Annotated in this window: 1 protein-coding gene; it reads right to left on the reverse strand. The window is 57.0% G+C overall.

What is annotated here, in order from left to right:
* Positions 1 to 228: hypothetical protein (locus Q4563_RS23495; protein ID WP_442903885.1), on the reverse strand; the 228-nt coding region annotated here is incomplete at both ends.

Genomic DNA, 228 nt, shown 5'->3' on the forward strand with positions numbered 1-228 from the left:
GTCATGGAGTAGTCGCGGTGTGCTGCGGCGTTGACGATGGCTTCAAATACTGCACCGAGGTCATATTGGGGAATATCCACTCGGCCTATGGACTTGGCGGCGGCAGTGCGCATGTTGCGGCGGACAAAGTCAAAAGCGGCATTGATTTGCTGATCGAGCGGGCCGATTTGGTCCTGGGCATCCAGCTGGTCGTTGGCATCACGTTCACTGCCAGAGTAGGCCACACAT

It is taken from the genome of Gilvimarinus sp. 1_MG-2023 (assembly GCF_030548285.1).